Annotated in this window: 34 protein-coding genes and 1 pseudogene; 22 read left to right on the top strand and 13 right to left on the bottom strand. The window is 61.4% G+C overall.

The features are described 5' to 3' along the window. Window positions 1-7 precede the first annotated feature (7 nt). The 4 genes from AC1RLZ_RS29940 to AC1RLZ_RS29925 form a co-directional block, all read right to left on the bottom strand. Complete coding sequence (locus tag AC1RLZ_RS29940) at window positions 8-916, bottom strand: phage terminase large subunit family protein (RefSeq protein WP_493191646.1); 909 nt, start codon at window positions 914-916, stop codon at window positions 8-10. Then, a complete protein-coding gene (locus tag AC1RLZ_RS29935; RefSeq protein ID WP_493191645.1) occupies window positions 864-1,583 on the bottom strand; it encodes a hypothetical protein in 720 nt (239 codons plus the stop codon). The genes AC1RLZ_RS29940 and AC1RLZ_RS29935 overlap by 53 nt, the downstream gene beginning before the upstream one ends. A gap of 524 nt (window positions 1,584-2,107) precedes the next feature. Continuing rightward, complete coding sequence (locus tag AC1RLZ_RS29930; RefSeq protein WP_493191644.1) at window positions 2,108-2,467, bottom strand: hypothetical protein; 360 nt, start codon at window positions 2,465-2,467, stop codon at window positions 2,108-2,110. A 469-nt stretch (window positions 2,468-2,936) separates the two neighbouring features. Continuing rightward, window positions 2,937-3,365 (bottom strand): hypothetical protein, encoded by a 429-nt coding sequence (locus tag AC1RLZ_RS29925; protein ID WP_493191643.1) that lies wholly within the window; start codon window positions 3,363-3,365, stop codon window positions 2,937-2,939. Between the two features lie 22 nt (window positions 3,366-3,387). On the opposite strand from AC1RLZ_RS29925, the gene AC1RLZ_RS29920 reads away from it, so the two are divergent. Beyond that, window positions 3,388-3,561: a hypothetical protein gene (locus AC1RLZ_RS29920; RefSeq protein ID WP_493191642.1), complete on the top strand. Its 174-nt coding sequence runs from the start codon at window positions 3,388-3,390 to the stop codon at window positions 3,559-3,561. Between the two features lie 83 nt (window positions 3,562-3,644). Here the strand turns inward: AC1RLZ_RS29920 and AC1RLZ_RS29915 are convergent, their stop codons facing one another. The 5 genes from AC1RLZ_RS29915 to AC1RLZ_RS29895 all read right to left on the bottom strand — a co-directional run bounded on the left by AC1RLZ_RS29915 (window position 3,645) and on the right by AC1RLZ_RS29895 (window position 7,995). Further along, on the bottom strand, window positions 3,645-3,956 hold the full coding sequence (locus AC1RLZ_RS29915; RefSeq protein WP_493191641.1) for a hypothetical protein: 312 nt from the start codon (window positions 3,954-3,956) through the stop codon (window positions 3,645-3,647). A 117-nt stretch (window positions 3,957-4,073) separates the two neighbouring features. Next, window positions 4,074-4,424 (bottom strand): hypothetical protein, encoded by a 351-nt coding sequence (locus AC1RLZ_RS29910; protein WP_493191640.1) that lies wholly within the window; start codon window positions 4,422-4,424, stop codon window positions 4,074-4,076. Between the two features lie 124 nt (window positions 4,425-4,548). Beyond that, window positions 4,549-4,935 (bottom strand): hypothetical protein, encoded by a 387-nt coding sequence (locus tag AC1RLZ_RS29905; protein WP_493191639.1) that lies wholly within the window; start codon window positions 4,933-4,935, stop codon window positions 4,549-4,551. Beyond that, window positions 4,932-6,944, bottom strand: a complete 2,013-nt coding sequence (locus AC1RLZ_RS29900; RefSeq protein ID WP_493191638.1) for a hypothetical protein — start codon at window positions 6,942-6,944, stop codon at window positions 4,932-4,934. The genes AC1RLZ_RS29905 and AC1RLZ_RS29900 overlap by 4 nt, the downstream gene beginning before the upstream one ends. Before the next feature lie 337 nt (window positions 6,945-7,281). Beyond that, on the bottom strand, window positions 7,282-7,995 hold the full coding sequence (locus tag AC1RLZ_RS29895) for a hypothetical protein (protein WP_493191637.1): 714 nt from the start codon (window positions 7,993-7,995) through the stop codon (window positions 7,282-7,284). On the opposite strand from AC1RLZ_RS29895, the gene AC1RLZ_RS29890 reads away from it, so the two are divergent. The 14 genes from AC1RLZ_RS29890 to AC1RLZ_RS29825 all read left to right on the top strand — a co-directional run bounded on the left by AC1RLZ_RS29890 (window position 7,960) and on the right by AC1RLZ_RS29825 (window position 15,324). Beyond that, entirely contained in the window at window positions 7,960-9,306 is a 1,347-nt protein-coding gene (locus tag AC1RLZ_RS29890) for an AAA family ATPase (RefSeq protein ID WP_493191636.1), read from the top strand. The two genes, AC1RLZ_RS29895 and AC1RLZ_RS29890, sit on opposite strands and share 36 nt — an antisense overlap. Before the next feature lie 2 nt (window positions 9,307-9,308). After that, a complete protein-coding gene (locus tag AC1RLZ_RS29885) occupies window positions 9,309-9,572 on the top strand; it encodes a hypothetical protein (protein WP_493191635.1) in 264 nt (87 codons plus the stop codon). Continuing rightward, window positions 9,565-9,846, top strand: a complete 282-nt coding sequence (locus AC1RLZ_RS29880; protein WP_493191634.1) for a hypothetical protein — start codon at window positions 9,565-9,567, stop codon at window positions 9,844-9,846. The genes AC1RLZ_RS29885 and AC1RLZ_RS29880 overlap by 8 nt, the downstream gene beginning before the upstream one ends. After that, entirely contained in the window at window positions 9,839-10,048 is a 210-nt protein-coding gene (locus tag AC1RLZ_RS29875) for a hypothetical protein (protein WP_493191633.1), read from the top strand. The genes AC1RLZ_RS29880 and AC1RLZ_RS29875 overlap by 8 nt, the downstream gene beginning before the upstream one ends. Window positions 10,049-10,213: 165 nt before the next feature. Beyond that, complete coding sequence (locus AC1RLZ_RS29870; protein WP_493191632.1) at window positions 10,214-10,807, top strand: hypothetical protein; 594 nt, start codon at window positions 10,214-10,216, stop codon at window positions 10,805-10,807. Next, on the top strand, window positions 10,807-11,154 hold the full coding sequence (locus tag AC1RLZ_RS29865) for a hypothetical protein (RefSeq protein WP_493191631.1): 348 nt from the start codon (window positions 10,807-10,809) through the stop codon (window positions 11,152-11,154). The genes AC1RLZ_RS29870 and AC1RLZ_RS29865 overlap by 1 nt, the downstream gene beginning before the upstream one ends. Before the next feature lie 14 nt (window positions 11,155-11,168). Then, entirely contained in the window at window positions 11,169-11,369 is a 201-nt protein-coding gene (locus AC1RLZ_RS29860; RefSeq protein ID WP_493191630.1) for a hypothetical protein, read from the top strand. After that, entirely contained in the window at window positions 11,366-11,572 is a 207-nt protein-coding gene (locus AC1RLZ_RS29855) for a hypothetical protein (protein ID WP_493191629.1), read from the top strand. Before AC1RLZ_RS29860 ends, AC1RLZ_RS29855 begins: the two co-directional genes overlap by 4 nt. A gap of 2 nt (window positions 11,573-11,574) precedes the next feature. Then, entirely contained in the window at window positions 11,575-11,868 is a 294-nt protein-coding gene (locus AC1RLZ_RS29850; protein WP_493191628.1) for a hypothetical protein, read from the top strand. Beyond that, on the top strand, window positions 11,865-12,362 hold the full coding sequence (locus AC1RLZ_RS29845; RefSeq protein WP_493191627.1) for a hypothetical protein: 498 nt from the start codon (window positions 11,865-11,867) through the stop codon (window positions 12,360-12,362). The genes AC1RLZ_RS29850 and AC1RLZ_RS29845 overlap by 4 nt, the downstream gene beginning before the upstream one ends. A 94-nt stretch (window positions 12,363-12,456) precedes the next feature. Beyond that, a complete protein-coding gene (locus AC1RLZ_RS29840; RefSeq protein WP_493191626.1) occupies window positions 12,457-13,002 on the top strand; it encodes a hypothetical protein in 546 nt (181 codons plus the stop codon). After that, window positions 13,002-13,316 carry a hypothetical protein gene (locus AC1RLZ_RS29835; RefSeq protein WP_493191625.1) on the top strand — a complete coding sequence of 105 codons (315 nt, stop codon included), beginning with the start codon at window positions 13,002-13,004 and terminating at the stop codon, window positions 13,314-13,316. The genes AC1RLZ_RS29840 and AC1RLZ_RS29835 overlap by 1 nt, the downstream gene beginning before the upstream one ends. A gap of 102 nt (window positions 13,317-13,418) precedes the next feature. Next, complete coding sequence (locus AC1RLZ_RS29830; RefSeq protein ID WP_493191624.1) at window positions 13,419-14,558, top strand: DNA cytosine methyltransferase; 1,140 nt, start codon at window positions 13,419-13,421, stop codon at window positions 14,556-14,558. A gap of 22 nt (window positions 14,559-14,580) precedes the next feature. Then, the gene (locus AC1RLZ_RS29825) at window positions 14,581-15,324 is read left to right on the top strand and encodes a hypothetical protein (protein WP_493191623.1); all 744 of its coding nucleotides are present in this window, start codon (window positions 14,581-14,583) and stop codon (window positions 15,322-15,324) included. Window positions 15,325-15,403: 79 nt separating this feature from the next. Here the strand turns inward: AC1RLZ_RS29825 and AC1RLZ_RS29820 are convergent, their stop codons facing one another. Further along, window positions 15,404-15,577 carry a hypothetical protein gene (locus AC1RLZ_RS29820; protein ID WP_493191622.1) on the bottom strand — a complete coding sequence of 58 codons (174 nt, stop codon included), beginning with the start codon at window positions 15,575-15,577 and terminating at the stop codon, window positions 15,404-15,406. Between the two features lie 58 nt (window positions 15,578-15,635). Further along, window positions 15,636-16,526: an SDR family oxidoreductase gene (locus AC1RLZ_RS29815; RefSeq protein ID WP_493191621.1), complete on the bottom strand. Its 891-nt coding sequence runs from the start codon at window positions 16,524-16,526 to the stop codon at window positions 15,636-15,638. Here AC1RLZ_RS29815 and AC1RLZ_RS29810 point away from each other — a divergent pair. Further along, window positions 16,510-16,770 (top strand): hypothetical protein, encoded by a 261-nt coding sequence (locus AC1RLZ_RS29810; RefSeq protein WP_493191620.1) that lies wholly within the window; start codon window positions 16,510-16,512, stop codon window positions 16,768-16,770. The two genes, AC1RLZ_RS29815 and AC1RLZ_RS29810, sit on opposite strands and share 17 nt — an antisense overlap. A gap of 652 nt (window positions 16,771-17,422) precedes the next feature. On the opposite strand, the gene AC1RLZ_RS29805 is transcribed toward AC1RLZ_RS29810, so the two are convergent. After that, window positions 17,423-18,313 carry a helix-turn-helix domain-containing protein gene (locus AC1RLZ_RS29805; protein WP_493191619.1) on the bottom strand — a complete coding sequence of 297 codons (891 nt, stop codon included), beginning with the start codon at window positions 18,311-18,313 and terminating at the stop codon, window positions 17,423-17,425. Between the two features lie 168 nt (window positions 18,314-18,481). Between AC1RLZ_RS29805 and AC1RLZ_RS29800 the strand changes: the two are divergent. From AC1RLZ_RS29800 to pobA, 6 genes and pseudogenes are all read left to right on the top strand, one after another. Further along, window positions 18,482-20,196, top strand: a pseudogene (locus AC1RLZ_RS29800) (FAD-dependent oxidoreductase). Window positions 20,197-20,254: 58 nt separating this feature from the next. Further along, window positions 20,255-21,493 carry an ABC transporter substrate-binding protein gene (locus AC1RLZ_RS29795; protein WP_493191618.1) on the top strand — a complete coding sequence of 413 codons (1,239 nt, stop codon included), beginning with the start codon at window positions 20,255-20,257 and terminating at the stop codon, window positions 21,491-21,493. A gap of 10 nt (window positions 21,494-21,503) precedes the next feature. Further along, window positions 21,504-21,833, top strand: a complete 330-nt coding sequence (locus tag AC1RLZ_RS29790) for an NIPSNAP family protein (protein ID WP_493191617.1) — start codon at window positions 21,504-21,506, stop codon at window positions 21,831-21,833. A 40-nt stretch (window positions 21,834-21,873) separates the two neighbouring features. Continuing rightward, window positions 21,874-22,689 carry an SDR family NAD(P)-dependent oxidoreductase gene (locus AC1RLZ_RS29785; protein ID WP_493191616.1) on the top strand — a complete coding sequence of 272 codons (816 nt, stop codon included), beginning with the start codon at window positions 21,874-21,876 and terminating at the stop codon, window positions 22,687-22,689. Continuing rightward, window positions 22,686-23,462, top strand: coding sequence for an SDR family NAD(P)-dependent oxidoreductase (locus AC1RLZ_RS29780; protein WP_493191615.1), 777 nt, complete (start codon window positions 22,686-22,688; stop codon window positions 23,460-23,462). The genes AC1RLZ_RS29785 and AC1RLZ_RS29780 overlap by 4 nt, the downstream gene beginning before the upstream one ends. Window positions 23,463-23,516: 54 nt before the next feature. Next, window positions 23,517-24,689 carry a 4-hydroxybenzoate 3-monooxygenase gene (pobA, locus tag AC1RLZ_RS29775; RefSeq protein WP_493191614.1) on the top strand — a complete coding sequence of 391 codons (1,173 nt, stop codon included), beginning with the start codon at window positions 23,517-23,519 and terminating at the stop codon, window positions 24,687-24,689. A gap of 231 nt (window positions 24,690-24,920) precedes the next feature. Here the strand turns inward: pobA and AC1RLZ_RS29770 are convergent, their stop codons facing one another. Then, window positions 24,921-26,510: a flavin-containing monooxygenase gene (locus AC1RLZ_RS29770; RefSeq protein ID WP_493191613.1), complete on the bottom strand. Its 1,590-nt coding sequence runs from the start codon at window positions 26,508-26,510 to the stop codon at window positions 24,921-24,923. Between the last annotated feature and the right edge of the window lie 118 nt (window positions 26,511-26,628).

Raw genomic sequence — 26,628 nt, 5'->3', positions numbered from 1 at the left:
CTTGCGGCTACGATGAACCAGAAATCCTCCCTCCGGGAAGTCCCTCAATTTGTCTCATGGGCGCTGACGGGGAACACAGCTTGATGAAGTGGACGGCGCCACCGACATCGTGCGGGCAGGGAACGTTGTAGTAGCGGCGATCCCCATGCAGGAACGCCTTCTTGATCTTCGAGGTTTCCTCGTCGACCGGCGTGGAGATCATCATGATCTTCGCGCGGCCCTGATTGAAGAAGGTCGAGGTCCTCTGTTCGGCCAGGAGGATCGGGTCGCCTTCGCCGTCGGCGTCGTGCGGGTACCGGTCCGGTTCGTCGCAGATCAGATACTGGATCGGCATCGACGCGAGCGACGCTGCCGAATTCGAGCCGGCCAGCATCAGGATGCCGCCCGGAAAATCCTTCATCAAAAGGGTGTCGGCGGCGTCTCGCGACGTGGTCTTGCCGGCGCCGACGAGCTTGCGGAGAACCTTGGACTCCTCGATCATCGGACCGAGGCGCTGCCGGCTCACTTTCTTCGCCATATCGACGGTGGGCTGCACCATCAAAATGGCGCCGGGCCGTCGGTGAATCCAGTAACCCAGGGCGTTGTTGGCACACTCGGTGCCGCCGACCTGGGAGCCCTTCATGAAGACCACCTTCTGCGTCGGGCTCGACGCGGACATGTGGTCCATGATCTCGGTGAGGAACGGCGTGCGCTCGTTCCTCCATGGTCCGGGAGCAGCCGCGCCTTTCGACGGCAGCACCCGGTTGTTATGCGCCCACTCAGAGACGGTCTCGTCCGGATCGGGCTCCAGTCCGCGACGCCACGAAGTCAGAAGGTCCGAGCTGTCGAACAGGGCGTTGAGGCCGTCGATACCTCCGATCGGCTCAATTGACGGCGGCGGTGTCGCCGTCGAGGGTGACGCCGGCGCTGAGTGCAAGCTGGTCTCGGACATGGGCTTCTAGCGTCACGGTGACCAGGTGCACGTCGACTTCGATGCCGAGCCTCTCCGATAGCTGCGCCGCCATCAGGGGACCGGTCGTCACGACCCAGTTGAGCCAGGCGTCGCGGAACTGCCGCGCCACCTCGAAGAACCGGTTGTTGGCTGAAATTCGGTCGATGAAGCGTCCCTTGAGCTGGCCGGCCTTGGTCCGTCGTTCGTCGATCTTGATGAGTTCGTGGGCGAGCTGGGCGTCCACCATCGTGAGATTGTCAGCAGGCTGGTCGCCACGCGCCAGCGCGAACGCCGCCGGCGTGAATGCCACATCATCTTTCTCACCTTTGATCGCCCCGCCGTGAGCCTGAGCGTGCAGCGGCTGGTTGGTGCGGGTGTCACGCCCGAGCGAGCGGCGCAGCGCGATCTCCGCGGGATCCGGTTCGGCGTCGTCCGCCACCGGCGCCGCCTTGGCCGCGGTCCGTGCCTTCTTGGCCTTCGCCTTAACATTCGACAGATTGATCCGGGTGTTGGCCGCCCAGTCGCGGTCGGCCTGTTCCGGATCGATCTTGCCGTCGGTGAGCTTGATGCGGCCCGCCTTCACGGCTTTGCCGACCATCACATGCGACACGCCGCGATGCGTGGCGTACTGGCGCTGCGACATCATCGGCATGTGATAGGGTCCGATTGGTTACCACTTCGCCGAAGCGAGACGTGGTAACCGGAAAGTGGTAACCTGTCGGCCTGGTTACCGGCCGCAGAAAATGTCCGGACGCTCGCCGCAAAAGCCTGAATTGAGGGGCTCCGGCGAGGTTCGAAGGCGACGACGAGGCCACTTCCGCGCTGAAATTTCGAAGCGCGTGGTAACCCGCTTTTTCGAGTTTTGACTAGAAATCGTGGGCGCCCTCGCGAATGACCCCCGCCCCGGGGGTGGGCCAGGAAGGACCCAGACACCCCCTCCCATCTAGCCTACGAGCCCGCTGGTGAGCGAGATCGCGAAGCTCTTGATGTCGGAAAGCAAATGAGGCCTTCGCCAACCAGCGCGGCTCTAATCGATTTCATGTGCCAACATTGATCATCTATGTTGGCAAGTCGTCCATCTATGTTGGCAGTTCGCGCCGCATATGTTGGCAGCCTGCACCGGACATTCATGATGTCCCGAACGGGCAGTCAACTCGACTTAGCTTCCCATCCGCATCACGGCTTGGGCAGCCTCTTGAGCACGTTGCGGACGGCACGCTTCAGCGTCCGCTTCACCGTCTCGCGGACGATGGCCTCGACGTTGAGCCGCTGTTCGAACCTCGCCTGCTTCTTGATCACCGCGATGAGGTACATCGCGTTGTGATCGACCTTGCCGAGTAGCTTGCCGCCCGCCTTCTTGGCGGTGATCTCTCTCGCGGCATCGCGTGCATAGATGAGCAGATCGCCGTCCTTGCCCGTCTTCGAGAACGTCAGCTTCTTGCGGCGGAGCCCCTTGAGGAAGTTCCGCGAGAGGCTGCCGAGCTTGTCGAAGCCCGGGGTCGACCAGCTCCGCGTCGGGGCCAGGGACCACGACACCGAGATCGGAGGTCGCGTAGTCGCCTGCCGTCCGCACGCCTCCGTAGGCCTGCAGCCAGAGATATTTGTTCTGCACGTCCTTCGCGAAGACCGCGGCCGCCACGATGTCCGGATCGCCGCTAACCAGCGGGCCGAACGTGAATGCCTTGCGTGTCAGCGCGTTGGGCTTGTCGAAGACCTCGCCGGTGGCCTTGTTGAGGTCGAAGCTGGCGAACTTGGCGACCTCGGTCACTGCCTGCTGGGCGGGATCGAGCAGCGCCCGGTCGATGATCTTGTCCGGATCGATGGTCTTCGTCCGGACCACCCGAAACTGGACCGGCATCGGCGGACACCTGAAATGGGTGAGCCCGCCGGGTGGGGCCGGGCGGGCTCTGGGGGCATTCTTGGTCCCGACGACTGCTTTATCCCCGCAGTTCGGGATCATCCATCACAAAGTCAGGTCGACGTCCGCATGTGTCAAATAGAATTTTCACGCTGCGACATCGTAGGATTCGAGGGCTGTGGATTTCTCATCCATCCACGCATGCCGACGGCGTTGTCCGGTCGGCGCCCAGTTGAACATCCGCGACATGACGTCGAGGCTTTCCTTACAGACGCGTTCGGCTTTCCGGGTCGCCAGGCCGAGTTCGGCGGCCGTGACCTTCAGCGGGATCCCGTGGCCGCCGATCATCACGGCCGGCCGCACGTCGATCTCGCGGCGGGCGCATTCCTTGATCCACTTCGCCATGCGTGCCCGGGCTTCGGCGGCGCGCTCGTTGTCCGTCAGGCCCTGGGACGGTCCGAAGCCTGATCTGGACGTCATCATCCGGATCAGGTCCTGACCCTTCGCACCGATCGACTCCTGGCACGCCGTGCGGAGCTGGAGCGCCGCGAAGTGCTGCGCCACGTCGAACTTCATCCGGAGCAGGGGATCGCGGGAGATGTCCCATGCGGACTTCGAGACGAAGCGTTCGAAGCGGGACCGCCGTGCGTGCGTTCGCGGCCTTCCGCAGGCCGCAAGCCTTCATGCGCCGTCGGATCGTCTGCCGGTCGACGCCGAGGCGTTCGGCCATGAGCTTTTGGCTCAGGCCTTCGGCGATGAGTGGCTTGAGTAGTTCGGCGGTGATGTCGGAGACGCGCATCGGAATCCCTGTTGGATTGCAATGCTCTGACCATCTCGGGCCGAGTTCCGCATCTGTCAAACCGAATTGTCGACTACGAGCCGGATTCCCCGGTTTTCTGCGGCCGAGCCTCCGCAGGCTTCGTGCAGCATGTGATCGACGATCCGTTTGATCTTCGCGAGCTGCGCGATGCGGTGGTCCGGGTCGATGCTGTCGCCGGCCTGCATCGCGAGCGTCATGATGCGGTTGACCGCATCCGGCGGCACGCGAAGCGATGCGGCTGTCAGCGTGCCGACGACGATCGACGGTGCGTTGTATTGGACCGCATCGGACACGGCGAGCAGAAGCGTCCTGAGGTCGCCGGCGAGCTTGAGGTCAACGGGTCGCACGGGCGGTCATCTCCGGAAGCAGGCGGGCGAGAGCGACGAGCGTGACGGTGCTAAACCCGACGGTGGCGAGGCAGCAGAGAATGATGAGCATGGAAATCACCGGATGACGCATGGCGGTCAGGCCGCTGCGCTCGGACGGCGGTCGTCACCGTCCGGCTGTCTGTCACGGATTTCCTCGGCGATCCGGCGCAACGTGCGTTCGATCCCCGCATCCGAATAACGCGGCGTTCCATCCGTTCGGACGATCGAGCGAAGCATCTCGTCGGCGGTCTGCATGATCCTGCGGGCCGAACCTTCGTCTCGGAGAGCATGTTCAAGAACCACTTGCAGGACCGCTTCGGCGAGCACAGGACGCGTCGGTTGACCGTCTTCGGCCAACCGCTGTCGGTACGCCGCATCGTGCTGTAGCTGTCGCTGACGCCGTTCTTCGGCCGACCGTTCGCGACGGGTTGAAAGTGCAGTTCGCATGCTGACTCCCGAAAATGAAAGAGGCCCGCTCCGGTCAGCCTGGCGAGACTTACGGAGCGGACCTCAGTTTGTCCCATTGAGTGGAACGAGGATCAGTCTACGAAGAGAGCTGCAACGCTCAAGCCTACCAACAAGACTTCGGCAGGTTTTTTTGGAATGACCGGATCACGTCCTCGATTTCCTCTCGGTCGAACCCTCGGCCGACCAGAGATTCGAACATCCGACGGACAACACCGATTTCATCCGACGTGAGCTGCGAGAGTGAATATGTGGTCACCAGTGACTCAAGGAGCGCGCTGGCAACCGTGCTGCGCTCCGGACGACGGCGCTGATCAAGCCGCACGCGGTAGGCTGCGCTCCTCAATCTGTCCTTTGCTTTGCGGAGTTCCGGAGATTGTTTCACGCGCTTCGCGACGAACTTGCTGTTCGGGCGGTCCGCGTTACGCATGAATGCCTCGGCTTTCATCCGGTCGTATTCGGCGATCGTCGAAGGGCGAAATGTCTCTGTCACGACCGGACTCCGAAGGCGATGGCGGTGGTCGGATGGATTGTCCGGCTGACCGCAGGGATGACACGGCGGGCGCGACGGGTGAGGTCGGAGGACCGTCCTGATGCGGTGATCCGGCGGTTTGATGCGGCGGTCGGTGATGCGAGGTACTCGGCGAGCCGTTCGAGACGGTCGGAGGGCGTACGGTGGACCACGAGGACGCCGGCACGAAGGAAGTTGGTCAGGTTTGTTCCGGATGCCGACGGCTGCGCCGGGCGGTCTGATAATTTTTCGAGGCGTTCGACCGGCTTGGACCATCCGCCGGTGATCGTCGGAGGGTTGGACGGTGCGTCGTTGTTGCCGGCATTGAGCGACAGGACAGGGGTTACCCCCTTCTCTAGCGTCTCAACTGCATGTTCGGACGCGCACGCGTTCGGACCGGCCGAGACGGCGCTTTTCGCGAGGGACAGTGCGACGCGCCAGTATTCGGCGACGGTGCGGACGGAACGACCGCAGGCCTCGGCGATGAGCTGCTGGGTGATCTTCCCACCGGCGCGCAGCGCGGCGATCAGAGCGTCCTTGATGGCGGTCAGGGAGGCAGCGCGCTTGTTGCCGGCGGAGTAGGTCTGTCCGATGCGCTGGGCCTGGCTGACAGCTTCCTTGGCGGTACGCTGCACGCCGTCGTCGAGGCCGGCGTCGACGAGGTGCTCGGCGGCGCCGCGTCGGCGGCCGCGGTCTTTCGTGCCCTTCAGGAATCGCTGGGCGGTCCACTCGGCGCAATCCCGAATCTGCTTCTCGATCGCACGGCGACGGGACGGCTTCGACATATCGAAAGTCTGTTCCGCCTGCTGCAGGAGGCGCTCGACGATCATCTCGCGAAATTCGACGCGCTCGATGACGGTCGGCACCGGAGACAGACCGGACGAACCGTTCTCATGAAGCGTCTGCCCGATGGTCCAGGTGCCGGCGCGCGCCCAGGAGAACAGCTTGTTGCTCTGGTCGTCCGACAGCATGGCGGCCTGCAGCTCGATCAGGGCCATGCGGCGCGCGATCTGGCGAGGCTCGACGGTGGCGTTGAGCAACGCAAGGTGCTCTTTCAGATTCAGAAGCTTGCTGTCGTTCCAGATGATGTAGGCGCAGTGCGGGCTGATCGGGTTTTTGGTGTCGTGAATGTTGGCAAGCCCGCCTGAGTCTGCTCCCATCTTCTGCAGCGCGGAGGTGAGGCCGGCGGCGACCGCGAACAGCATGCGCTTCTGTTTGCCGTCCTCCCACACTCCGCATCCCTCGGGGAGCGCCCAGAGGAGGTGAGGGTGCAGGATGCCGGCGCGGTGATCGTCGCGCACCCATGCAACGATCTGGGGTTCCTGCTCGGGCGCGAGGCCGCATTCGCGGAAAGCGTGCGAGAGATCGACTGCCGTGGTGAAGTCAGCATCGACCTCGACACGGAAGAAGTCGGCGCAGTCCGTCCTCAACATCAAGTGAGGCATCATGAGCGCGTCCCACTTGCGCGAGAAGGTCTGGCGGAAAGATTTGGTCATGCCGGCGGTGCACTGCTGGGCGCCGGTCTTCCTGCTCGGCTTCGGCACGGCGGCGACGAAACGGCGCAGGAGCCAGTGATCCTCGCTGGCGAACTGGGTGCAGGTGAAATCCCGCTGGCGATATTTGCCGCTGACCAGGCCGCCGGCGAACGTGTAGCCCTTGGAGACGCGCTCCGAGAGCGTCTTCGGCGGCCACTGTCCGTTCTTCTTCAGGTTCTCGATGCGCTCATGGTTCCGGATGAGGGAGCGCTGCTTCGGCGTGGCAAGCGAGGCATCTCCGGTCCGGAGGGATTCGTAGCAGGCGTCATATGCGAGCTGTAGCTGGACATGCGCCGCGGCTTCGCGACGTAGCTTCTCGTCGAGCTGATCGATGCGGTAGCACTCGCGCTCGTGCGCGGACATCGCCTTCAGCCGCTCGACGAGCTCGCTACGCTCTTCCTGGCGCTCCTTGGCGTCATCGGTGCGGCGCTTCGAGCGCTCGTCGCGGACGGCCACGTAGCCGGCGTCGAAAGTCGCCTGGCTACGCACGCGCGCAGCTTTGCCGCGCTTGATGGCGGGCAAATCTGTAGCTGCGTAGGTGTCGGTGAGAGCGGTGTCCATGGGTTCGCCAGGCTGCGGGAGCCCGCATCATCACCGCGGTTCCGGACAGGCGCAAGCGCCGGAAAGCCTACAAATACAGTATGTTGGCATCTTGCGACAGGTCGCACACGCGTCCCGTTCAAGCGGGCGTGGATTTCTCGACCGATATGTTGGCAGAAAATAAATTTCAGGCGGGCGGTGGAGAAATGTGGACTGCGAGTCCTTGCGGGCTCGGGAGGGCAGTTAAGTGTAGTTAGCTGCCCTTACGCGGCTTGGTGACGTCGGGTTGCAGGATTCCCTGCCAAACCGAATTGATCGCATCCACGCTGCCCTTGCTGTCGGCCGGCGCCGGCTTCTCATATCGACCGATGCGATCGAGCCGCTGCGGGTGCCCGTCTGGACGGCGTGAGTTCAGGAAGGTCAGCAGCACGCGTTCCACAAAAAGGGACCGGCTGATGCCTTGCTCGCGGCTCGCTTCGATCAGCTCCGACATCAGATCCGGATGAATCCTGACGACCAACCGATCGGACCGCAGGTCGGCTGGGTCGTGACGGGGGCGGCCACCGGGCAGGTGGTCCTCAGCGGGCTTCCTTCTGGACTTGGTAACCATGTTGTAGTCGAATCCTTGCTTTTTGGTGCCTATTAGTGGCAACAAAAACCTATGCCAACTGACAACAAAATATCCGATTCCAAGGGCCGCCGACAAGGCTTCCAGCCGATCGGCGTGGCCGCTGTCGCTGTCCAGGAAACCCTGCGCGAGCGCCTGCTGCGCGCGGTTGCCGAGGACCGTGCCGAGTTTTTGACCGATGCCGAGGATGATGCCGTGCGCTGCAGTTACCCGATGCCGATCAGTCTGCTCATGGAATCCCGCTGGGATGACGCCGCCGAGACCGCTTGGGCGGACAGTTGCAAATATATCGGCGATCAGCAGTTGTACGACGTCATCGAAGCGCTGTTCCGCAAGCATAACGACGGGCCTCCCAGGCCGCCCCGTGACGTCTGGGCAGGCCCCGTGACGGCCGTCGCCGATACGCTGACCGCGGGCGGCCAGGCGTTGGAGGCCATCGCGTGGCGTATGCTCCAGGCCGACCCGCAGCAGCCGTGGACGTTCGCGCGCTTTCTGCCGCAACTCGATCACCTCGTCCGTGAGAGCGCGGCCACGTTGGCCCCGGCTCTAGTCCGCGAGGCGACACGCCGGCTTGTGCATTGGCGCAAGGCCGCGAACGGGGAATACGTCGAGTCTCCATTCAGCGTTTTCCGCATCGCTGCCGTGGAAGTCGATCGGCAGCTCGCCGCCGTCGGCGATCTTGCGCAGGACGACACCGTCGACGTCGAGCCTAGCGTCTGGGATCGGATGAAGGAGCGCGATGCCGAGCGAAAGGGGGATCGCGAGCGGATTGCAGCCGCGAAGAAATCGCGACCCGGCATCGTCGCGATCCCGATGGAGAAGTCGACGAAGCTGGACCGTAACGCGCACGCGGCATTCATGCCGCTCGTCGGAGCGCACCTGCCGCACGTCCTGGCACCGGACCTCGCCGAGGTGCGCCGTGCATTGCTGGCGGAGTATCCGCACGCGCCGTCGGTGGTCGATCTTCTGATCCGCGATCTCCGCGAGGACCGTCCCGCCCTGATCAAGCCCGTGCTGATCGTCGGCGAGCCCGGCGGCGGCAAGAGCCGCATCGCGCGCAGGCTCGCGGAGCTTGTGGGGCTGTACTGCTACAGGTTCGACGGTGCGGGATCCGCTGACTCACGCTTCTCGGGTAGTTCGAAGACGTGGTCTTCGACCACGCCATCGATCCCCGCGCGTGCGCTATCGATGGCGAAGTCGGCGACGGTGATGGTGATGATCGACGAACTGGAAAAGTCGGCCTCGAGCGATTTCAACGGCAACCTCTGGAACGCGCTGACGCCGTTTTTGGAAGTCGAGACGTCGCGCGTCTACCGCGACAGCTCGCTCGACGCCGAGATCAACCTGTCGTTCGTCAGCTACGTCTGCACGGCCAACTCGCTCGACCCGCTGCCGGGATACCTGCTCGACCGTTTCCGCGTCGTGAAGATGCCGATGCCGACGCTGGAGCACCTGCCGGCGCTCGCGGCGAACGTGCTGCGCGAGATCGAGAAAGAGATCGACGAGGTGGGCTTCAACGCGCCCCTTGAGCCCGATGAGCTCGAGGTGATCGGTCGCGTCTGGAAGCGCGAGCGCTACAGCATGCGTAAGCTCCAGAAGCTGGTCTCGGCGACGCTGGACGCGCGTGCCGCCACCGCACCGAGGCACTGACCATGACTACACTGACAGAACTGATGGCCGGAAAAACGCCGACGGACGCCGAGATCGCTACCGCTCCCGTCGTCGAACAATGGCGGCTGACGGCGGACGTCGAGCGCGGCGCATATCACATGCGCGGCGTCATCATTGGCTTCGACGACGTCGAGGAGCGCGTAACGAAACTCGACGTGCTGTACGTCGACCCGAACCTGAAATGGTTTCTGATCCCGCACGGATACTATGGGCTCGGTCAACGCGCGGAGTTGGACGATGAATGATGGCATCTTGCGACTGCTGGAGAAGCTGCAGACGGGCTGGGGACCGGACGCGAACGCGATCTACGTGCCGCAGCGCGATCTGTTGAACTGGGGCTGGTGGCAGAACGCCGGCACGCAATCGATCGTGCTGCACGGGCAGGACATCGACGGCGGACTGGTGATCGTGCTGCCGATCTGGATTGATCGCAGCCTCGAATGGTGCGTCACCGAGGACGAGTTCGTCTGGCTCTACGACGACGCCGAAAGCGAGAAGGTGAGGTACCTCGGTGGCTGATCTCATCATCACCGCACGGTGGGATGGAGCCGAGCGTCCGATCGCCACCGTTACCGTGAAGGAGGACGGCGTCACGCGCGCCGTCGGTGGTCGTCATCTGCAGATCCTCGCGAAAGTCCTGCCGCCGGACCCGGCCGTCGAGGGCGTGTTCCGATGCCTGGAGCGCATCGTGTCCGAACTAGCATTCATTGACGAGATTTAAGAGATTTAAAGAAGGTTACTCTTGAGCGTTGCAGCTTTCGGACGATGATTGCGAGCTGCCGGTGGCGGTAGCGAACGGGATAGCTATCGCCTGAGCAGCGCGCCTGGATCGCTCCGGGTGTTCTGCAAGAGACAACTCCGGCCCCTCACATTTCAGGAGGCTGGCGTGACGGACAAGTTCGAAGTGTCGGGGATCGACGATGCCATGAAGGCGATGAACGAGATGGCCGCCACGGCGGCGGCATCGGAGACGCAGTCGAAGGACTTCATCCACCGGCGCATCACGGCCGCCGCGGCGATGGCTCTCGCCTTCAATGAAAACCCGTCGCTCGATGAACGCCGTGGTGGCGAGCTTCTGTTGAATGAAGAATGGGGCATCACGGTCGATGATGCCGATCAATTCAGGTTCGACCTCGCGGATAGCCTGGGTGACCGCGGGTTCACCGGAACGATGTCGTATCACGGATGCCTCTTCAGTATCGCGACACATGAATTCGAAGACGTTGGTTCCGAAGAGTATGAGACCGTCAAGAAGGCGCTCGTCTTCTTCCATGGTCGAGACTACGCATGGTGCGGCATCGAGAAGTTCGGCTTCACCATTCAGGACATCATCAGTCAGTCGGGCATTCCGCAGGCCTCTGCTGATGAAACGAAGGCCTACTTTGACCTGCTCATGCGCAACGGAAAGCGCTTCGGCGTGATGCTTCAGGGCGACGACGGCGAATGGAGCACGCTGGAGCCGAGGGAGGAGGCCGCCTGATGAAAATCATCCCGCACGGCTACAACCCACCGGAAGCGCGCATCCTCTCGGAGGTGCCGCTCTTCGTCGAGCCGCGCGGCGCCATCATTAAACCGCTCGACATCCTTGACGTCGGCCATTTGATGACCATCCGCGAGATGCCCGACCTGACCGTCTTCGTCGCTGACTGGTCCGGATGCCGATCGCCGAGCCGCGCCCGCCGTCGGCTGCGCCAGGGCCACCGGCAGCACGTCCGATACCATGTCGCTCCGGATCCCATGATCACCCTCACTGGCAACGTCATCGTCGGACATCCGGAGACGATCAAGAAATTCCTCGATCAGATCCCGGTGGGGAAGGCGGCGTGATGGAAGACTTTCGAATGACGCGCATTCGCGAGCTGCGCGCCCAGTACGGCAATTCGATTTCGGAGGATGAGTTTGCGCTTCGCCTTGAGCAAGCGGGCCTCATCACCCGGAGCGGGCCTGAGGAGTTGCCCAGGCGCTACCGCGTCGGCGGCGAGGGCATGAACCGCCGCGAGCGTCGCGCCGCCTCCAGCAAGCTCAGGAAGGCGAAGACATGACCACCGACGCCTTCATCGACGCCAGTCGCGACACCCTCTTCTTCATGCTGCACGACGGCGAGGAGATGCCGTACGTGACGATCTCCCGCCTGGAGAAGAACGGCTACTCATACAATTGCGCCGACTCCCTGGACGGGACGGGCCGGCGTCTCATCTACTTCACGCGCGTGGTACCAGAGCCCGCGCCGACGCCGGGGATGTGATGATGGCCAAGATCGAACAGCGTCCGAAGATCGAATGCGATTGCGTCATGAGGCTGACTGAGCCCGAGATGAGGGCGCTCGACGCCATCGTCGGGTACGGCTGGGAGGGCTTCATCAAGACGTTCAAGAAGCACATGGGCGAGAGCTACATCCGCGACCACGAAGAGGGCGGCAAGCTTCTGTTCGAGACCGTGCGGAGCCTGATCCCATCGATCCTTCGGCGCACCGACGACGCACGTGCCGTCTTCAGCGGCGAGAAGGAAGCCAGGAACATCGTCCGGAAGGAAGTCGCATGATGGCAAAAGAACGCACTGAGGGCGATGCCGTATTCGATCTGTTCGATGCCCAACATGGATATCACATCGGCTTAGCAAACACGTTTCTCAATGCTCTTTATCGACTCAGGGCGAACCCGTTCTCTCGAGAAGAGGTGGTATCGAGGTGGAACGACAGCGATCGGGATTGCCAGGAGGTCATCATGAAATTGATGGTCCTTCTGGAGCCAGAATTCGAGAGCGAGGTCGTGCAGATCCATGCCATGCTCATCGATCGGCGGCGTTGGATCATCGAGAGCTTAAGTCCGCATGAAGTATACTTTTGGATTCATAACACCGCCATTGCGCGCGCCGAGGCAGGCGATGCTGAAGGCGCCAAGCATTGCGACGACGCATCTGAGTTTCTTCAGAAGGTCTTTTCGAGACCGTCGCACCCAGGCGAGAGGGCTCCTCGCTACGGAGAGATGCGTCTGCAGGAGATCGCAGAGGACGTTGGCTGCGAGAAGGATGCTTGATGCCCACCGCCGCCTCAAGCCATCAATGGACGCTCCGCTTCGACCGCACCGTGTGCCGGGATTGCGGCGTCGACGAGCGTGACGCCGATCTGCCGTGCAGCGGCGCCGTGAGGATCAGGCCGATGGCGACACAAGTGAGACAGCAACAGAACGAGGAGAGAGCAAGATGACTGACAGAAACCAGGCCACCATCGCAGACAAGATTCTGGGGGAGGATCTGCTGAAGCTGGTCGAGGCGGCGTACAGGGACAACGACTTCCCGACGTTCGAACGTGCCATCAGGATGCTGCGCGAAAGCTGCTGCGACAGTGATAGCTTCCCGAAGGGCTCCACCGCTCTGCAGCGGAGTCTCTCTAGGCTGATCACGACTCCGAAAGAAGTGCTCGATCTGAGCATGAAGGACTATGAGATCGAATTCCGAAAGTTCGATCGCGAGAAGACCGTCTTCGAACACATCGATGCAACTCTGGTCGATTTTACCAACCTCTCCGACCTATCAGCCACCGAGGACGAGCGCAGGGCATACGGCAACGCTGCAGACAGACTCAGGAAGGCGCTTATTGGCGACCGGCTGACATTCCGAGAACTCTATCGCGACCCGTTGCTGGCGGACGAGGCGGCGGTCATGAGGGCGGTCTGATGGCACACTTCATCGAGTCCACCGACAAGCCGCTCGCCGGCTTCCAGAACGACGCAGTCAATCTCGACACGATCGCCCGCGTCCGGAAGAGCGTATCGACTTCCCACTTCGACAGGCACGGCAATCGCGCTCGCGGCCTCATGCAGGTCGCAGTCGCCGTGAATGAGGTAAGCGGTCCCTCGATCCGCTTCGAGGGCATCACCGAGCGCGCCGACAGCACCTGGGCGTTCGAGACCGAGGAGCACCGCGACGCCGCTTGGCAGCGCGTCATGGAAGCGAGGGGCCCTGAAGACAAGGGGAACTTGATCGCTTGATTACTGTATGTTCACAAGTTCGTTCTACATTTGTCCTTGATTTTCAGGGACGATCGGGGCCTAACATGCCACAATCCCACAGTGAATCGCGTCGGACCTGACATGCCAGACTTCTACGAATTCTTCGCCGGAGGCGGTATGGCGCGAGCTGGCCTGGGCGATGGCTGGTCGTGCAGTTTCACGAACGACTTCGACATCAAGAAATCCGCCGTCTACCGCGACAATTGGGGTGCCGACGGCCAGCTCACCGGCGACGTCCGCAAGGTGACCGCTGACCAGCTCCCTGGCACTGCCGATCTCGCATGGGCCTCGTTCCCTTGTCAGGACCTCAGCCTCGCCGGCGGCGGTGCAGGCCTGAAAGGCGACCGCTCAGGCACGTTCTGGCCTTTCTGGGCGCTCATGAAGGATCTGCAGGCCGACGGCCGCGCTCCTGCGATCATCGCGCTGGAGAACGTCTGCGGCACGCTGACGTCGCATGGCGGCAAGGACTTCGCCGCGATCTGCAACACGTTCGAGTCGGCCGGCTACACGTTCGGAGCCCTGGTCATCGATGCTTCGCTGTTCATCCCGCATTCCAGGCCGCGTCTGTTCGTGATCGGGGTCCGGCCGGACGTCGCGATTCCGGCCGGCCTGACCACCACGGTTCCGTCCGAGGTGTGGCACACGAAAGGCCTGCAGGCCGCCTACGACGGCGTTCCGGCCCGGATGAAGAAGAACTGGGTCTGGTGGTCGCTGCCGCCCGTGGCGAAGCGCAACACGGTGTTCGCCGATCTGATCGAGGACGATCCGGCCGACGTCGAGTGGCACACCCAGGAGGAAACCCGCCAGCTCCTCGGCATGATGTCGCCCCTGAATCGCAAGAAGGTCGAGGTGGCCAAGCTGGCGAAGCGCCGCATGGTCGGCGGCATCTACAAGCGCACGCGCCTCGATGAGGACGGCGTGAAGGTGCAGCGCGCCGAGATTCGCTTCGACGACGTCGCTGGCTGTCTCCGGACGCCTGCGGGCGGGTCGAGCCGTCAGTCGATTCTGGTCGTTGACGGCAAGAAGGTCCGGTCGCGTCTCATTTCGTCGCGGGAGACCGCGCGATTGATGGGGCTTCCCGACACGTACCGGTTGCCCGGTAACTATAACGAGGCGTACCATCTCACCGGGGACGGCGTCGTCGTGCCCGTGGTGCGCCACCTGGCCGAGAACATATTCGAACCGATCTTGGCTCCTTCCCGAGTGCGCGCCGCAGCCTGAACTTCCTGATCGAGTCTGCTGCATGCCCGAAGCCTCCATCCCGTGCGAGAAGAATCCCGACCTCGAAGCCAAGATCGAAGCGTTCGCCGAGGTCATCCGGACGGAAGCCCACAAGCTCTCCGGTCACGGGCTCGAAGAGAAGGACTTCTACGACAGCGGCATCCTTGAGGGGGCGATCCAGCGCATCCGCGGGCAATACTCCGCATCGATGGCGACGAAGCGCCACTTCGTGTCGCTCGTCCTCAATCACATGCAGGACGAGAAGCTGATCAAGGATTGGCAGAGCGCGGGCGGATCGAACCGCTACGACTACTCCGTCACGCTCCTCGACGATCGGGTCTGCGCGATCGAGCTGAAAGGCTGTCTCGACGGCAACAACACAAACATCTTCGAGCGTCCCACCCACGTGCAGGAATTCGTGATGTGGTCGGTCTGCAGCAACGCGGCCGCTGACCCGAGGCATAACGTCTGGTCCGGGATCCACACGCGCTTGTCGGCGGAGATCATCGAGAACGAGAAGCAGGTCGACGGCCTGGTCGTTTGGGACTGGATCTGCGGCACGGTCGGACGTCCTTGCCCGAAGCTCTCGAAGCTGAAGCCGGTGAACGACCAAGGCAAAGAGCTGCCGCGGCTCACATCAGTCGGCCAGTATCAGCTTCCGCCGGCGTGTATCTATCTATGCGCTCATCCTCGATCATGTTCATGCCGCAGGCAGGGCAAGGCGGCCGCGTCGGGCAATCCACGATGGTGGCGCGCTGGACCATAAAACGTCTTTCATGTAGCCGGCTGCCGGCGCCGGAGAGCGCCGCGCAGCTTAATTGTGGGCGTAACCACTCCGCCTCTGCTTAGTCGTTCGGTGGACCGGACATCGGCTTGTCCGCGTCCCATCGCTGACCTTCGGGCGTCACCCCCTCGTCATCGACCTGGCGCTGCGGCTCAGTCTGCGCGACAGTTTCTTTGTCGATCGACAGGCCGAGCACTTCTGCTTTGAGGGATTTGATGAACTCATCAATCGCCATAGCGCTGTTCTCCTTCCTGAATTGAACTGCACGTCGCCGGCGCGCAAAGTCCTGCCGCTCACGGCTGTCCGGAGCCGCCGGCCGATCCATAAACCTGGCCCGTCGCATAGCTTGCATCAGCCGCAGCGAGCTGGACATAGATCGAGCCGAGTTCAGCCGGCTGGCCCGGACGCCCGAGCGGCGTCATGCTGCCGAATTTCTCCAGCTTCTCCATCGTCGCGCCGCCCGACACCTGCAGCGGAGTCCAGATCGGGCCGGGTGCGACCGCGTTGACGCGAATGCCCTTGGGCGCGAGCTGCTTGGCCAGCGATTTCACGTAGTTGGTCGTCGCGGCCTTGGTCTGCGCGTAATCGTAAAGTTCGGCGGAGGGATCCATCGCCTGCTCCGACGAGGTCGCGAGAATGGCCGATCCCGGCTTGAGATGCGGCAGCGCCGCCTTGATGATCCAGAACGGCGCGTAGATGTTGGTCTTCATGGTCGCATCGAAATCTTCCGACGACACATCCAGGATCGACGCGCGGGTTTGTTGCCGGGCCGCATTGTTGACGACGATGTCGAGGCCGCCCAGTTCCTGCACCGCGCGCGCGACCAGGCTGGTGCAGAAGGCCTCGTCCTTGAGATCGCCGGCGATGCCGACGCCGATACGGCCTTCCGCCTTGATGAGCTTCAGCACGTCATCTGCATCGGGCTGTTCGGCCGGAAGATAGTTGATGACCACATCGGCGCCCTCGCGCGCGAACGCGATCGCGGCGGCCCGGCCCATGCCGGAATCGCCGCCGGTGATCAGCGCCTTGCGTCCGGCCAGACGGCCCGAGCCACGGTAGCTTTGCTCGCCATGATCGGGCGGCGGCTGCATCTCGCGGGCGAGACCCGGCCAGGGTTGCGACTGCCGCTTGAATGGCGGCTTTGGATATTTGCTGCGTGGATCGTCCATGGCAGGGGCTGGCATCGATTGCTCCGTCTTGGCGGCTGCAGGCGCCGCGAATGCACTCAGGCCGGCCAGTGCGATGCCGGCTTGCGAAAACGCGCGGCGCGTAAACCTGCTGGATGCGTGGTCGTCGGCCATCTCGGCACGTCTCGCTGGTTACGACATGCGTCCGCGCGGTGAGGCGGCGTCGGTGCAGGCCATCGTTGGTGTGCAACGACAAGCACCGGATGTCGGCAACGTTCCGATGATCCGCGTGGGGCAGTGATCACAAACAGGCCAAAATCGCAGCGTGCCGAGCCAGGAACCCCTCGACTGTTCATCGGGGCACAGCGACCAGCCGACGACTTCGCGGAACGGCTGCGTCATTTGCTTCGCACCACCTTCGCAGGCGCAGACAGCGGGATTTGTGCATGAACTGGCGAGGAGAGAGGCAGCGAGCGCCGATAACAGGTCCGCAACGTGCTAGGCCGACCTGCGCGTGTCATTGCCGATGAAACGGCAATGAATCGATCCAGCCAAGATAATGAGGCTGGCGCTCCCTAGGGGAATTGAACCCCTGTTTCAGCCTTGAGAGGGCCGCGTCCTTTTATACCCCTACGTAATATTACCACCAATTACCAATCGCAATGCCGAAGGCTATCTGGGCTCCGATTGATAAGGAGCTCAGACCGAACTTGAATCAGTCTTGCGCAGCGGATTCCTACATAGCAGGCAAGCAGGGCCGTCTGTTCTCCCGCGCTCGGTCGCTGGCGAAAGTTCGCGGCCACGCGGGCCGTTTGCGGGGGCGGACAGTAGCGGAGTGGTTTTTGCCCTACGGTTCAGTTGCGGCGATCCCTGCAGTGGCCGAATTATGCCCAAACGTCGATTAGTATCCGACTACGAGATAGTGCTGGATCAATCGCTTGAGGCGTACTGCCCTACACAGCAAGACCACGCTTCTTGATTGCGCCCGATGCTTCCTTCCGGAACGCCCCCGGGGACGTTCCGACGCCCTTCGTGAAGAACCGATTAAAGTATGCAGGATCAGAAAAACCCAGGGCTACTGCGATCTCTGCAACGTTGTGTTCCGAGTAAATCAGCTTCCTTTTAGCCTCAACGAGCAACCGCTCGTTGATCAATTCCAAGGACGACTTTCCCGTTGCGCTTCGACAGCAAGTGTTAAGACGCGCGGTCGTGACGCCGAGCTTGCGGGCGAGAGTGGCGAGCGATGGGTGGTCGCGATACGATCCTTCGATCAGTTCGCGGAAACGCAGTACGACATCGACATCGCGTGCGCCGGAGCGGTTCGGCTGGTCCGCCTTCCCGTGCAAACGGCTGACGGTGACGACGATCAGATGCAAATATGCACGGATGGCCGCGCTTCGGCCGGGCGCAGCCCAGACAAATTCCCTCTCAAGCGCGGCAAACACCTTCTGCAAATCGATACTGTCTCCAAGATGTTGCGGCAGAAATCGCGCTGGACGTACCAGAGCGCTCAGGAGATCCGGATCGTCGCGCAGGATAGAACGGAGGTATGAAGTCGACACCGTGATCACGAGGCCGTTCGTGCCGCGCTTGAAGCGGAATCCGTGCACCGTCATCGCGGGCATAATGATCAGTGTGCCGGACGTTAGGTTCCAGTCTTCGCCCTCGACCTCAACCGTCCCTCCGCCCTTCGATAATAACAGGATCTGATGGTGGTCCGGATGGGTGTGTGTTCGGATTATCCAATCATGCTGGCTGCTGCGAACAACGATCGGTTCGATGTGAAGGAACGAGCCATCGATATCCTGTGAACTTTCTTCAGAGAGAAAATAGTGCGGTATCACGCGCGTCGCTCCGTACGAGACGATTAGTGTGCGTTGCGGCACAGGATGTGGTTTGCGAAAAGTACAATAAATGATTCAGATCGTCCATTGCCGGGCGGCCGTTCACCCATAATGATCGCGTTAATGTCCAGAAAAGCGCGGCGTCGAAGGGCGTCGCTGAGGAAACCCATGGGATATGAAACGCAGACGTGTGACGTCTTGGTTATTGGGTCGGGAGCAGGTGGATTATCAACCGCCATCACCGCCAAGAAGCTCGGTCTTGACGTCATCATCATCGAAAAAGAAGAGCACTTCGGAGGCACGACGGCTTTCTCTGGTGGCGTGCTGTGGATTCCTGGCAACTCTCATGCGGCGCGTGCCGGACACTCTGACAGTCGCGAGGCGGCGATCACCTATCTGCGCAATGAGACCGGCAATTACTTCAGCGAGAAGGAGATCGATGCATTTCTCGACCAGGGGCCGCGCATGCTCTACTTCTTCGAGCGCGAAACCGAAGCCAAATTCGTGCTGTCAGGCTATCCGGACTACCACCCCGACGTTCCGGGCGGCGCGGCGATCGGCCGCTCTGTAACTGCAGCGCCGTATGACGCGCGTAACCTCGGTGACGAAATCAAGCGGCTGCGGCCGCCACTATCGACCATCACTTTCATCGGGATGATGTTCAATTCCTCGAACGAGGATCTTAAGCACTTCTTCCGTGCCACGCGGTCGCTCCGTTCGGCCGCCTATGTCGCTAAGCGGCTTGTCAACCACTTCAAGGATCTCGCTTTGCATGGCCGTGGCGTGCAGATCACCAGCGGCAACGCACTGGTGGCGCGTCTGGCAAAGACGGCGTTCGATCTCAAGATTCCAATTCTGACCAACACGACGGCGAAACGCCTGCTGATTGAAGGGAGCGCTGTGACCGGCGCGGTTGTGTCGCTGGGCGGAACTGAGCGTCAGATCGTGGCGCGTCGTGGCGTGGTGCTGGCCAGCGGCGGCTTTCCGCATGACCTCGAACGCATCGCCCGCGCTTACCCGCATCTGGCTCGTGGCGGGGAGCACGTCTCGCCGACTCCGGAAGGCAATACAGGCGATGGCATCAGATGGCCGAAGCTGCCGGCGGCGTCTGCGATATCCGCTTTCCCAGTGCGGCGGCGTGGATGCCAATCTCGAAGGTACCGATGGGCAAAGGACGGACGGGCGTCTTTCCGCATCTTGTCGATCGCTACAAGCCGGGCGTCATCGCGGTAAACGGTCGCGGCAATCGTTTCGCCAATGAGTCGAACTCCTATCACGACACGGGCGTCGCGATGATTGCCGACAATGACGGACAGCGCGACACAACAGCCTGGTTGATCTGCGATCATGCGACCATTCGCAAATATGGTCTCGGCTACGCCAAACCAGCTCCGGTCCCGATCGGCATCTATCTTCGCAACGGCTATCTGCGTTCGGCATCCACACTGCGCGAGCTCGCCTCGAAGATTGGCGTTGATCCCGCCAACATCGAGCGGACCGTGTCCGATTACAATCTCGGGGCGGTGACAGGAGAGGATCGCCAGTTCGGCCGCGGCACGACAGCGTTCAATCGTTTCCTCGGCGATCCCGACAACAAGCCGAATCCCAACGTCGCGCCGGTCGGGAAGGGACCGTATTACGCGCTGCAGATCTTCATGGGCGATCTTGGAACCTTCGACGGTCTCACGACCGATACGGTAGGGCGCGTCCTGACGAGCGACGCGCAGCCGATTACGGGGCTCTACGCGGTTGGCAACGACCGTGCCAGCATCATAGGTGGCAATTATCCGGGGGCGGGCATCACGCTCGGACCAATCATGACGTTTGGATACATCACCGGGCGGCATCTCGCCGGAGTGAAAGATGCGGCCCACGCTGCCTGAGCAGAACGACCTAAGAATTAAAGCCAACAACGAACAAGAATATATTTGGAGGAAATAGATGGCCATCAATCGACGCACGTTTGTGCAAGGTACGGTCGCGGCTGCGGCGCTATCCCCATTTGCGCAGGCGCGCGCGCAAGGTAGTGCGAAGCCGATCAAGATCGGCGTGATTACCGACATGTCCGGCGTCTATCGCGATGTCTCCGGGCCAACCACCGTAGCGTGCGTCGAACAAGCGATCGCCGAATTCAAGAGCGCGAACCCCGATATCAAGGTCGAGCTGCTCGTAGCGGATCATCAGAACAAGGCGGATGTCGGTTTGGGCATCATCCGCAAGTGGTTCGACCAGGACGGTGTCGATATGATCGAGAATGTCGGCAACAGCTCGATCGCGCTCGATGCAAAACATCTGATCGAGGGGATGAACAAAGTCGCGCTGATCACGACCGCTGGCAGTTCTGATCTGACTGGTAAGGCCTGTAGCCGCAATCTAGTCCACTGGTCGTGGGATTCTTGGTGCCTGTCGCACTCGACCGCGACTTCGGTCGTCCGTACCGGCGGAAAGAAGTGGTTCTTCATCACTGCAGATTATGCGTTCGGCCATGCCGCCGAAGCGGACGCTACGAAGTTCGTCAAGGCCGCCGGCGGGACCGTTCTCGGCTCCGTGCGCTATCCGTTCGGTTCCACCACGGACTTCTCGTCCTTCCTGCTCCAGGCGCAGTCTAGTGGTGCCGAGGTTATCGGATTCGCCAACTCGGGCGGCGAGTTGATCTCCGCGCTCAAGCAGGCGCAGGAATTCGGCCTGGACAATAACGGAATCCGGATGGCGGCAATGGTCGGCTATGTCACTGATGTCGTCGCCATGGGCCTGCCGACAGCAAAGGGTCTGTCGCTCACTGAGACATTCTATTGGGATATGAACGACAGGACTCGCAGTTTCATGGAGCGCGTGAAGCCTCGGTTAGCGAAGAGCGCCATTCCGAACATGAGCCAGGCTGGCGACTATGCCTGCGTCACGCATTACCTGAAGGCTGTCAGGGAACTCGGTGTCGAGCGCGCGAGGGCGGGACGCGACGTTGTCGATCTCATGAAGAAGATGCCGACCGATGATGATTGCTTCGGTCAAGGCAAGATCCGCGAAGACGGCCGCAAGATCCATCCGGCTTACCTGTTCCAAGTCAAGCGGCCGGAAGAGAGCCGAGGGCCAGGCGACGTTTTCAAGCTGGTCTCCACGCTCTCCGCCGACGAAGCCTTCCGGCCGATTGAAGAGGGTGGCTGCCCTTATCTCAAAACGTGAGTGACCTCTGATGACTTTTGATGCGCCAATCGTCGATCTTCGCACCTATACGATCCAGTTGCGCAAGATGGCTGAATTCATCGACGTGTTCGATCGCCTCGCGATGCCTGTGCAGTTGAAATATCTCGGGCGTCCGCTCGGCATGTACACCAGTGCCGTTGGGGCGCTGAACCAGATCGTTCATCTCTGGGGCTTCCCCGATATGGGTGAATTCGAACGATGCCATGCGGAGCGTGACAAGGATCCGGACTGGCTAGCCTATCTCAAGGCCTCCGGACATTTGATCACGGCGCAGGAGAACCGACTGATCCGCCGGGTCGATCTGCCGTCGCTGCGATAAACGTCTGGCCCAGCACCGACCACGATAGACGAGGACGACAATGAACTGGATTGATCTGAGCGGCCGTACCGCGGTCGTGACCGGCGCCGGCGGCGGCATCGGGCGTGGCATTGCGTTAGGTTTGGCGGAGGTCGGCGCCAATGTAGTCCTGCTGGATCGGCAGGACCAGACCTCGGTCGTCGATGAGATTACGGCCAAGGGCGGCTGCGCGATCGCGATCCATTGTGACGTGACCGACGACGACAGCGTCAGGGAGGCTCAGCGCGCTGTCGTTAGTAGGTTCGAGGCTGCGTCGATTCTCATCAACAATGCCGGGACGATGCGGGCCGGACATCTGGCATCGCTCGACATCAAGGATTGGGAAGCGATCATGGCGCTAAACCTGACCGCCTATCTGCGCTGTGCGCAGGTGTTCGGGGAGGACATGCGGAGCGCCGGCAAAGGCGCCATCGTTCATGTGGCGTCGATTGCGGCCCATGCGCCGCAGAGTTACAGCGGCGCCTATAGCGCCAGCAAAGCAGCCATCGTCATGCTGTCGCGCCAGTTGGCGGATGAGTGGGGACCGTATGGCGTCCGCAGCAATGCGGTCAGTCCCGGCCTGATCGAGACGCCGATGATCCGCGGCATCTATGACACCGCCGGCGTACGCGAGGCGCGGACCGCGCTGGTCCCACGTCGCCGCGTCGGCCAGCCTGACGATATCGCAAATGCGGTCGTGTTTCTGGCGAGCGATCGTGCTGACTACATTAGTGGCGAGAATATCGTCGTGGACAGAGGATTGTCGCACATCCTGATGGGCGTGATTCCGCGTCCTGGATTCGACCGTAGCGTGGCCGCCGAGGGAGACGTAGCATGAGCCATGACAAGCCGGTTGCGGCGGTGACGGGAGCGGGCGACGGGATCGGATGGGCGACCACGATTGGGTTTGCGCAACGCGGCTATACAGTCTGCCTCATCGATATCGATTTTGCGAAAGCGGCAGCGCGCGCGCGCGAACTCGGAGAGGGGCATCTCGCTCTGGGATGCGACGTCGCGAATGAAGCGGATGTCCGCAACGTGATGGCGCAGATCGGATCGCAGTTCGGGCGGCTTGATGCGCTGGTCAACAATGCAGGGATCGGTAGCCCGCATCTGCCCACCACCGAGCAGACGCTCGAGAGTTTTGAGAAAGTATTAAGCGTTCATCTCAGTGGCACGTTCCTGTGTACGCGTGAGGCACATCCGCTGCTGAAGGCCTCTGGCGCAGGCGCCGTCGTCAATGTCAGCTCGATTGCCGGTGTCACCGGGCTACCAAGGCGCAATGCCTATGGCGCCGCGAAAGCCGGAATTGCGATGATGACCAAATCTCTGGCCTGCGAATGGGCCGCGGACGGCATTCGCGTCAATGCCGTCGCACCGGGATTTGTCGCGACGGCATTGGTCAAGAAGCTCGAGGCCGACGGTTTCGTCGATGCGCCCCGGCTACGACGACGAATTCCGATGGCCCGGCTCGCCGATCCCGCGGAGATTGCCGAGGCGATCCTGTTCCTTGCGTCCAGAGCCGCGAGCTATGTAACGGGCTCGGTGCTGTCGGTGGACGGCGGATGGGCCGCCTTCGGCGATGGCGGGGATGCCTCGTCGCCCAACTGACGGCCGGCCAGACGCCGACGACGTCGAATTCTGCTCACTATCGGGAATACTAATTTGCGAACACAGGTCGTTATCATTGGCAGCGGTCCAGCAGGGCTCCTGCTTGGGCAGTTGCTCCATCACCACGGCATCGACAACATCATCATCGAGCGGCAAGACCGCGCCTATATTCTCGGTCGCATCCGTGCGGGTGTGCTTGAACAAGGAACTGTTCAACTTCTTGAGCAGGTCGGCGTGGCGGAGCGCCTGCACCGCGAGGCGCTGCTCCATTCCGGCATCTACCTCACCTTTGCCGGGCAGCGTCACGCCATCGACTTCAAGGCCGCGACGAGCGGACGCACCGTCGCCGTCTATGGTCAAACCGAAGTCACGCAAGACCTGATGGACGCCCGCGCCAAGGCGGGGTTGCAGACGATCTATCACGCCAAGGATGTGAGGCCACAGGGCATCGATGGTCAAAGCCCGACAGTGAGCTTCGTCCAGGATGGGAGTGAAGTAACGGTCGCTTGCGACTTCATCGCCGGATGCGATGGGTTTCACGGCGTTACCCGCCAATGTATTCCAGGGTCTGCGATCCAAACCTTCGAGCGCGTCTACCCGTTTGGGTGGCTTGGCCTACTGTCTGATACACCGCCGGTGGCAGACGAACTGATCTATACCCGGCACGAACGTGGCTTTGCGCTCTGTTCGATGCGGTCGATGACGCGGAGTCGCTACTACCTCCAATGCCCTGTAGATGAACAAGTTGAGGACTGGTCGGACGATCGTTTCTGGGACGAACTCCGTCGCCGGCTCGACCCCGAGGCGGCCGAAAGCCTGGTGACAGGTCCATCGCTTGAGAAAAGCATCGCGCCGCTGCGAAGTTTTGTGGCGGAGCCGATGCGCTTCGGTCGGCTGTTCCTTGCAGGTGACGCGGCCCATATCGTGCCGCCGACCGGTGCCAAAGGTCTCAACCTGGCTGCCAGCGATGTGCATTACTTATCGCAAGCGTTGCGGGAGTATTATGCTGAGAAGTCATCGGCAGGCCTGGATGATTATTCCAGGCGAGCGCTCGCGCGGGTTTGGAAGGCGGAGCGGTTCTCATGGTGGATGACATCGATGCTGCATCGGATGTCCGAAGGTGATGGTTTTATGGATCGGCTACAGCTTGCCGAGCTCGACTATCTGATTAATTCACAGGCGGCCACGACGTCGCTCGCTGAAAACTATGTTGGCTTGCCGTTGTAGCTGGCGATCACACGACGGTCAGACGTGTAATTCAATCGTGACGCCGCATGTCTAAACTCGATGGTTTCATGCACGAGACCTGGCGGCCGGGAATATCCGCCGCTTCGATTAAAAAAAATGGCCCCGCATATGCGGGGCCAAGTGGGAGGATCGAGAGGAAGATTGTCGCTCCGCCCACCCCATGCGTTAGCCAGATAGACTGGCTATTGCTAGTGGAGCGATCTGCAAGATTCACGACAGTTCGAAACCATCGTACCCGTTGCGTGCCACACTATCGATCTTGTCGCGATACCCTGCCGCGCCCCCGAGATAAGGCATGAAGATCCGCGGCTTTCCGGGCACATTCGCGCCGACATACCATGAATTAGCGAGCGGCATGAGGGTCCTGTCAGCGACCTCGTTAACATGGGCGACCCATTCATCCTGAGCCTGTTCCGACGCCTCGATCTGTGAGATGCCTTTGCTCTTCATGTGATCGATACAGTCAGCGATCCAATCGATGTGCTGCTCGACCGAGGTCACCATGTTGGTGAAAACTGAAGGGCTTCCCGGACCTGTCACAATAAAAAAGTTGGGAAATCCTGAGATTGCCATGCCGATAAAGGTCTTCGGACCATCTTGCCATTTGTCGCGCAGGCTGACGCCTCCGCGCCCCTTGATATCAACTCGCAGCAGAGCCCCGGTCATCGCGTCGAAGCCGATGGCAAGGACGATCGCATCGAGTTCATACGCTTTCTTACCTGTCCGAATACCGGACTCAGTAAATGTCTCGATCGGATCCTCTTTGACGTCCACAAGCGTGACATTTCCACGGTTGAACGTCTGGAAATAGTCGGTATCCACGCATATCCGCTTGCCGCCAATCCCGTAGTCCTTTGGGGAGAGCTTGTCGGCAACCAATGGGTCAGTCACCACTTCGGCGATCTTGCGTCGTACAAAGTCCGATGCATGTGCGTTGACCTCCGGGTTACCGGTCATGTCGTTGTACGCATACATGAAGCTGATTCCACCAAGAACGGTCCAGCGTCGTTCGAACTCTTTCTCGCGCTCGTCGTAGCTGACCGACAATCCCGATACGTTTCCCGCTTCGTTGAGCGTATTGTTGCGCGTCTCCTTTGCCGCCAGACGGCGTGCACCGTAGTCGCTCTTCCAACCGGCCTCGTAGGTCTCATCCATGCTGCGGTTCAGCGAGGGGATCGAATAATTCGGGGTTCGCTGAAAAACATAGAGATGGTCCGCCCGCTTTGCCAGCAACGGCGTCGCCTGGATGCCGGATGATCCGGTTCCCACGAGGCCCACGCGCTTTCCGGACACATCGACCCCGTCCTTCGGCCAGTCTGACGTTCGATAGATCGGTCCTTTGAAGTCCGACATACCTGGAAATGTCGGTACGATCGGGATGGACAGGCAGCCGGTCGCCATCACGCAGTAGTCGGCAATGAAAGTTTCACCGGCTTCGGTATCGATATGCCAGGACTCCGTCGTATCGTCGAAGCGTGCTGCCGATACGCGGGTGTTGAGCTGTATGCCATCGCGCAGGTTCAGCTTGTCGGCGACGAAATTGATGTAGCGAAGAATTTCGTGCTGCGGGGCGTAGACCTCAGACCATTTCCATTCCTGTTGGATCTCCTCCGAGAAAGAGTAGGAGTACTGCATGCTCTCGACGTCGCATCTCGCGCCCGGATAGCGGTTCCAGTACCAAGTGCCGCCGATCGAGTCTGCGGCCTCCAACACGCGCACCGAAAAGCCCTCTTTCCGGAAGCGGTGCAGGGCATAAACGCCGGCAAAGCCGGCACCGACAACGATGATGTCGAATTTCAAGCTAGGCTTATCCACCAAGTGATCGTCTCCTCGTTAAGATTGTCGAGCGCGTATGTTTCGCGGTTAGCCTTGTAGGCTATAGCCACGGTATGTTGACATCACAACATAGAAATTCAAC

The sequence above is a fragment of the Tardiphaga sp. GW822-FHT04G09 genome (genome assembly GCF_058800725.1).
This window is presented reverse-complemented; position numbering and strand designations above follow the sequence as displayed.

Excerpts from the sequence above, each read along its gene's own strand:
- AC1RLZ_RS29935 (WP_493191645.1), bottom strand. The coding sequence starts at position 1,583 with ATGCCGATGATGTCGCAGCGCCAGTACGCCACGCATCGCGGCGTGTCG.
- AC1RLZ_RS29925 (WP_493191643.1), bottom strand. The coding sequence starts at position 3,365 with ATGAAGTTCGACGTGGCGCAGCACTTCGCGGCGCTCCAGCTCCGCACG.
- AC1RLZ_RS29920 (WP_493191642.1), top strand. The coding sequence starts at position 3,388 with ATGTCCCATGCGGACTTCGAGACGAAGCGTTCGAAGCGGGACCGCCGT.
- AC1RLZ_RS29910 (WP_493191640.1), bottom strand. The coding sequence starts at position 4,424 with ATGCGAACTGCACTTTCAACCCGTCGCGAACGGTCGGCCGAAGAACGG.
- AC1RLZ_RS29895 (WP_493191637.1), bottom strand. The coding sequence starts at position 7,995 with ATGCTTGCGGAACAGCGCTTCGATGACGTCGTACAACTGCTGATCGCC.
- AC1RLZ_RS29885 (WP_493191635.1), top strand. The coding sequence starts at position 9,309 with ATGACTACACTGACAGAACTGATGGCCGGAAAAACGCCGACGGACGCC.
- AC1RLZ_RS29880 (WP_493191634.1), top strand. The coding sequence starts at position 9,565 with ATGAATGATGGCATCTTGCGACTGCTGGAGAAGCTGCAGACGGGCTGG.
- AC1RLZ_RS29865 (WP_493191631.1), top strand. The coding sequence starts at position 10,807 with ATGAAAATCATCCCGCACGGCTACAACCCACCGGAAGCGCGCATCCTC.
- AC1RLZ_RS29860 (WP_493191630.1), top strand. The coding sequence starts at position 11,169 with ATGACGCGCATTCGCGAGCTGCGCGCCCAGTACGGCAATTCGATTTCG.
- AC1RLZ_RS29855 (WP_493191629.1), top strand. The coding sequence starts at position 11,366 with ATGACCACCGACGCCTTCATCGACGCCAGTCGCGACACCCTCTTCTTC.
- AC1RLZ_RS29850 (WP_493191628.1), top strand. The coding sequence starts at position 11,575 with ATGGCCAAGATCGAACAGCGTCCGAAGATCGAATGCGATTGCGTCATG.
- AC1RLZ_RS29845 (WP_493191627.1), top strand. The coding sequence starts at position 11,865 with ATGATGGCAAAAGAACGCACTGAGGGCGATGCCGTATTCGATCTGTTC.
- AC1RLZ_RS29835 (WP_493191625.1), top strand. The coding sequence starts at position 13,002 with ATGGCACACTTCATCGAGTCCACCGACAAGCCGCTCGCCGGCTTCCAG.
- AC1RLZ_RS29830 (WP_493191624.1), top strand. The coding sequence starts at position 13,419 with ATGCCAGACTTCTACGAATTCTTCGCCGGAGGCGGTATGGCGCGAGCT.
- AC1RLZ_RS29825 (WP_493191623.1), top strand. The coding sequence starts at position 14,581 with ATGCCCGAAGCCTCCATCCCGTGCGAGAAGAATCCCGACCTCGAAGCC.
- AC1RLZ_RS29820 (WP_493191622.1), bottom strand. The coding sequence starts at position 15,577 with ATGGCGATTGATGAGTTCATCAAATCCCTCAAAGCAGAAGTGCTCGGC.
- AC1RLZ_RS29810 (WP_493191620.1), top strand. The coding sequence starts at position 16,510 with ATGGCAGGGGCTGGCATCGATTGCTCCGTCTTGGCGGCTGCAGGCGCC.
- AC1RLZ_RS29815 (WP_493191621.1), bottom strand. The coding sequence starts at position 16,526 with ATGCCAGCCCCTGCCATGGACGATCCACGCAGCAAATATCCAAAGCCG.
- AC1RLZ_RS29795 (WP_493191618.1), top strand. The coding sequence starts at position 20,255 with ATGGCCATCAATCGACGCACGTTTGTGCAAGGTACGGTCGCGGCTGCG.
- AC1RLZ_RS29790 (WP_493191617.1), top strand. The coding sequence starts at position 21,504 with ATGACTTTTGATGCGCCAATCGTCGATCTTCGCACCTATACGATCCAG.
- AC1RLZ_RS29785 (WP_493191616.1), top strand. The coding sequence starts at position 21,874 with ATGAACTGGATTGATCTGAGCGGCCGTACCGCGGTCGTGACCGGCGCC.
- AC1RLZ_RS29780 (WP_493191615.1), top strand. The coding sequence starts at position 22,686 with ATGAGCCATGACAAGCCGGTTGCGGCGGTGACGGGAGCGGGCGACGGG.